Below are 5,223 nucleotides of genomic sequence, written 5' to 3'. Positions count from 1 at the left end.
CTTGAGGTCCACGGTTACCTTCTTCTACGCTGAAAGTTACTGCTTGGCCTTCTTCTAAAGATTTGAAACCTTCAGATTGGATAGCTGAGAAATGTACGAATACATCGTCTCCGTTTTCGCGTTCGATAAAACCAAAACCTTTTTCTGCGTTAAACCATTTAACTGTACCTTGTTCCATAATTGAAAATCCTCCTCGTGCGTTTTGCACTTTATGATACATTGTTGCTAACGTTACGAATCGGAATGTTTTGAAACAATTCTTTTCTGCGCTTCACAAAATGTTAAAGTCATTGTACCATGGATTTTTTGATTGTGCAAGCCCTATCTTCTTTTCTTGTGACTCCAAGCATCAAAAAATCAAACATAAAAACAGCAAATAGAGCAAAAGAGAAGCGATTCCGTAAGGATCGCTTCTCTTGTTTTCTTTATTTTTTTTCTTTATCAAGGATTTCGGATATTTTTCTGTCGACATAATTTAAGCCCATACTCATGAAATATTCAGCCAGATCTTCATCGCTGATATCTTTTACATCGTATCCGCCCTGTCTTCTTTTAGCGGCATACCCTTTTCTCATTTTTTCAAGCATGTCTTCGGGTAGCTCCACTTGGAATTTCTTCATTGTCATCGCAACCGCCTCCTATGTCGTTGTTAGCCTGAACGATCGGATAAGATAATGGTTCTTCCGCATTGATCAGGTAACGCTTTCATTATACCCTTCTTTTCAAAATATATACAGAATTTTATGCAAGAAGCAGCAATATAATCGATAACTGTTATTCGAATATAGAAAAACCCTTGAAAGAAAAGGTATAAACCCAATTCCTTCAAGGGTTTCCCCTTTGGTTTTCTATTCAAATAAGAAATGATATTACTTCAGCCGGTTATTCTTCCGAACTGTTGATGATCAGTGCGCCGTTCTCGGTATTTCTCTGATAGTCATTGAAGAAGTCCCAGATGAATGCAGCTTCCGGTTTGTAGTTCCAATGCGCCAGGTCCTTGACGGCAGCCAATTTCATCATAACGCCGTTTGCATTTGAGGCCGTCCCGACCAGCATCTGTTTTTCGCCTAGTGACGTCCATTCCTGATTGTCCAACGCCACGCCGTAGAATTCATTCAACGACAGATCGTACTGCGGTGCTACCTCAAGCTGATTGATTTTTTGGTATGCTTGGAGGAACGGGAACATATCGACGTTCGGGTCATTCTGGAAAATGCCCGGTGTGCCGAATTGTCCAGAACCGTCCACAGGGATCATCTGGAAATTATCGTGATCGCCGCAGATGTAAAGATAAGGCACTTCAGGCCCTGCATAGGTTTCCGCGATTGCGGTAAGTTCCTGTTTGTCGACACCAGGTGACGAGACAGCTGCCACTGCCGCGAAAATGCCCGGATATTTGACTCCCATCAATGTAGCTTTGGATCCGCCTGCCGACAAGCCCGTCAGATAGATCCGCGAAGGGTCGATCTGCGGATATTTTGCTTTCAGATCCTCGATCAGATTCAGGACACCTTCCTCACCCAATCCCTCGATTCCGCCGAAATTCACTTCTTTGTCTTGCCATTCAGGCGAAACGACGATCAGATTCTCTTCAGCCGCCAATTCGGCCCAACCGCTGGCATCTCCCTGCAGTCTCGGATCGTTCGCAAAGCCGTGAAGCGTCACGATCAACGGAACGGTATTTTCATCCTGGCCCATTGTTGCTTCAGGGATGTATTCGTACCAGGTATACGCTCCTTCCCCGTTGACGGGTTCGGCAATCATCTGGTTATAGGTGATGCCCAACTCCTCAAAATTCGGCACCCCAACAAACGGGTAAGGATCTGTGTATTTGCTGACGTCTGCCATGTAAAATTCCGTCAGCTCGTTATGCATGCGGTAATTTTTCGAGAAGACGTGTTCCCAAGCATTGGCATAGGCTTCCTGCACGGTTTCTTCTTCCGCGTTCACAACGACCTGCTGGAACTCATTATCCTGATTGCGGTAAACGGCCAGATCGTCCTCTGTCAGCTGTTCCTCGGCTGCATTGGCTGAGGTGTAGAAATCTGTTATAGCTTCTCCGGCATTGCTGAGGTATACGGGAACTGGCGTCGTCGAAGTGCTGTCAGCTTCGATATCCCCGCCGTACAGCATCATCCCTGCAATCGCATAGCTTTTCTGCGCCAGGAAATTGTTGGCGAAGGTCGCACCTTCATCCAACGCGATCACTTTGACGTTCTTCACAGGCGCTTTCGCCAACAGTTTGATGAAGGCTTCCGCATCCTCCGCTTGATAACCTCCCTCATTAAGGGGATTGATCACGTAGGCTTGCCCCGCCCATTCCTGGACATCCGGCAACAGTCCGATTTCGGCCAACAGTTCTTCTGCTTCCGCCTCGGTCTTTTGCCCTGCGTAAATATAGAAGGTTGGCGTCAGCACATCCGAGCGTGAACTTACGAACCCGTCCTTCATGGCATCGTAGACAAAGTAATGCAATTGTGACGCTTCATCTGTTTCCGATTCTTCTAAAGTGATGCCTGTTTCCGGCGAACTTGCAACTGATTCCGCCGTTTCTGAAGGAGCCGCGCAGGCACCAAGGTTCAGCAGCGCCATCAGCAGGGCCGCTTGGCCGATTTTTTTGATATTCATCTTTTTGCCTCCATTATTTTGAAATGGTCATTCCAGCAACTCCGGACAGGAAAGGCTCAAACATTTCACCGTCCTATGGCTTCGATTGGATCCGCCTTCTGGAGCGACAGCCTGATTGTCTGGCGATCGCCTTCCGCGGCTGTAATCTCTTTGTTGATGATTCGATACGCTTCGCCTAAGCGGAAATCGTAATCCAACGATTCCGGAAGTGTTACGCTGTACATGATTCCATTGTCATCAAGCCGCTCCCACTGCGCTTCGATTTCCCCTTGCGAAGTGAGGAGCGAACCACTCACTTCTGTCAGATCCGTCGCGAAATAAGGAACCAATTGAATGCTGCGACCTTTTTTGACGGAAATGCCAACCAGTTTTTCCATCATCCAGGCCGTGTATGAAGAATACATCGCATGGTTCAATGAGCCTTGCACCGTATTCGTTCCTTGCTGCAGCGGGAAATATTCACTCAAAGTCTGATTGCCGTTCGCCAGCATGCCAAGATAATTCGGTTCCTGGCGGCGGGACAGCCAATTGTAGATCATATCGTCTTCGCCCAGCTCGGATAGGATGGCGTATGCCCACGACATTCCGAAAATGCCGAAGCGAAAAATGCCGGCATCATCGTGGATGCGTTGGACCAGTTTTGCTTCAAGGGCACGTTGCTCCTCGCCATCCCGGAAAAGACACGCCTTCAAGGCGAAAATAGTACTCGATTGCGTTCCCGAGGCAAAACTGCCGTCCTCATTGCGGAACAGACCGATGATTGCACTTCTAGCTTCAACGATGCGCAATCCCAAGGTTTCCATCATCGTTTCAGAAACATCGTGCGCAGCAAACAACGCTTTGTATTCCTCCAAAAGGGTCAGATACATGCTGGCCGAACAGAACTCCTGATCGGGCGAGACGATGCGCTTGTTCTGGATGCTGGCATCGACTGATCCCCAGTCGCCGAGACAACAGTAACGGATGTAGTCAAAATCGAATGCCAGCAGATATTCCAGATGCTTCACCAATTCAGGCAGATGTTCTTGCACAAAAGCCTTATCTTGGTAATACTGCTCAATTTTTGCAGCAAGCACCGGGAAAACCAGCTGCCAGCCCAAGGAACCGGCCCTGTTGGAAGTTCCGTTCGTCATGATGCCGACGTAAGGGGCAGTCTGCGGGATCCCGCCTTCCGGTGTCTGATCATTAGCGAAGTCCATAAAGACTTTCTTCAGCAGATTGTGCACATCGTGGCTGTAGAGGTGGGAATCCAACAACGCGACGATATCACCGCCATAGCCGAAACGTTCCCTTGTGCAGTCTTCGAAGTAGGAATGGATATTGTTCAGGCGGGTATTCCGGGCCGCATCCCACAACCGGTTCAACTCATCCGAAGACGATTCGAACCGGCTCACTGACGCGAGATCTGTGTATACACTGTAAGCCTGGATATTGGATAGCAGCTCCTCCAGCGCGCCTGTGTACGATTCTGTATTCACAAGCACATAACGGAAGGAGTGATAGCAGTACTGATTTTCAAATCGGAAAATTTCTTGTTTATTTTTCTTGATGACGTCCTTCTGGATGATCGGATCACCCGTGTCTATGCCATGCTCCTCATCCGTCACACCGTAGGTTCCGCTGATGCTGGAATCAAAACTAATGGTTCCATCAGCATTCAGTTCCTCGGCGTACAGAAAAGTGACCTGGCCCAGATAAGCGGCGGCGATGTCGCAAAGGAAATGCCCGGACAGGATCGTCCCGAAATCGATCAGGATGCCTCCGTTTGCAGAGCAGTTCGCTACCACGGCAGGAAGGTAATGCTTCTGCCGCTTGATCTTTGGGATGAAACCGGGCGTCAAACGGCCTCCCGGTCCGGCGATTTTCACCGTCTTCTGTTTTGTGTCTGTCACCGGATCAGCATCCGTCACGACTTCCCCGATGTACAGATTATTGAACAGATAGTTGCCGGGCTTGCTTTCCCAGCTCGAATCCGAGGCGATCACGATTTTTTCATCTGCAGCAGTCGTGATCGTCAGTTGACTGATCAGGCAAGGCTTGCCGACAGCGAGCTGCTTGCGCACATTGTATTTACCCAAAATGGTGATGGGAGCCGCATTGTACCAACCATTCGCCAGTTCCACCGACAGCTTGTTTCTGCCCTGTTTCAAATATTTTCTGATGTCATAGGAGTCGTAATAGACCGTTTTGTCGTAATTCGTCACATCGTTGTTCAAGTAGGAATCGCCTATACTATGCCCGTTGACGGACAAGGTGTAATATCCCAAGCCGCAGATATCGATTGACGCCTCTTTGATTTCATCTGAGACATCGAATTCCTTCTCCAGGATGATGTTGGGCCGTTCGTTCAAAAATTCTGCTTCCTTTTCAAGCGGATTGTCCAACCGCGTGATCCAGCTGGCCTGACACAGACTGTCACTCAATGGTAGGACCATTCCGTTTATCGCCAATGGATCCGTTGCGGTCATTTAACGGATTCCTTCTGCTTCATGGACAACCGAATCCGAATCCGAACCTGTGCTGTCCATTTCATTTTCCTCTTTGTAATGCTGCTTATCGGCCATCCGGACAAACGGAATCCAAACCAATGTCGTG

General features: G+C 48.3%; 4 protein-coding genes. All 4 read right to left on the bottom strand.

The window, feature by feature from the left end:
* A partial coding sequence (locus WBV27_RS02400; RefSeq protein WP_424199082.1) for a cold-shock protein occupies positions 1-178 on the bottom strand: 178 nt, incomplete at its 3' end.
* Positions 179-425: 247 nt separating this feature from the next.
* Complete coding sequence (locus WBV27_RS02395; protein WP_424199080.1) at positions 426-626, bottom strand: hypothetical protein; 201 nt, start codon at positions 624-626, stop codon at positions 426-428.
* A gap of 256 nt (positions 627-882) precedes the next feature.
* Entirely contained in the window at positions 883-2,628 is a 1,746-nt protein-coding gene (locus tag WBV27_RS02390) for an alpha/beta hydrolase family esterase (protein WP_424199078.1), read from the bottom strand.
* Positions 2,629-2,693: 65 nt separating this feature from the next.
* Positions 2,694-5,096: an alpha-L-rhamnosidase N-terminal domain-containing protein gene (locus WBV27_RS02385; protein ID WP_424199076.1), complete on the bottom strand. Its 2,403-nt coding sequence runs from the start codon at positions 5,094-5,096 to the stop codon at positions 2,694-2,696.
* Positions 5,097-5,223: the final 127 nt, after the last annotated feature.

Origin of the sequence: Trichococcus sp., from assembly GCF_049589555.1 — a bacterium.
Taxonomy (GTDB): domain Bacteria; phylum Bacillota; class Bacilli; order Lactobacillales; family Aerococcaceae; genus Trichococcus.
Note: the sequence above shows the minus strand (reverse complement) of the source record. Positions and strands in the feature narration are given on the sequence as shown.

Bases quoted from the DNA above. Each gene is read 5' to 3' on its own strand.
- WBV27_RS02395 (WP_424199080.1), bottom strand. From the start codon at position 626: ATGACAATGAAGAAATTCCAAGTGGAGCTACCCGAAGACATGCTTGAA.
- WBV27_RS02390 (WP_424199078.1), bottom strand. From the start codon at position 2,628: ATGAATATCAAAAAAATCGGCCAAGCGGCCCTGCTGATGGCGCTGCTG.
- WBV27_RS02385 (WP_424199076.1), bottom strand. From the start codon at position 5,096: ATGACCGCAACGGATCCATTGGCGATAAACGGAATGGTCCTACCATTG.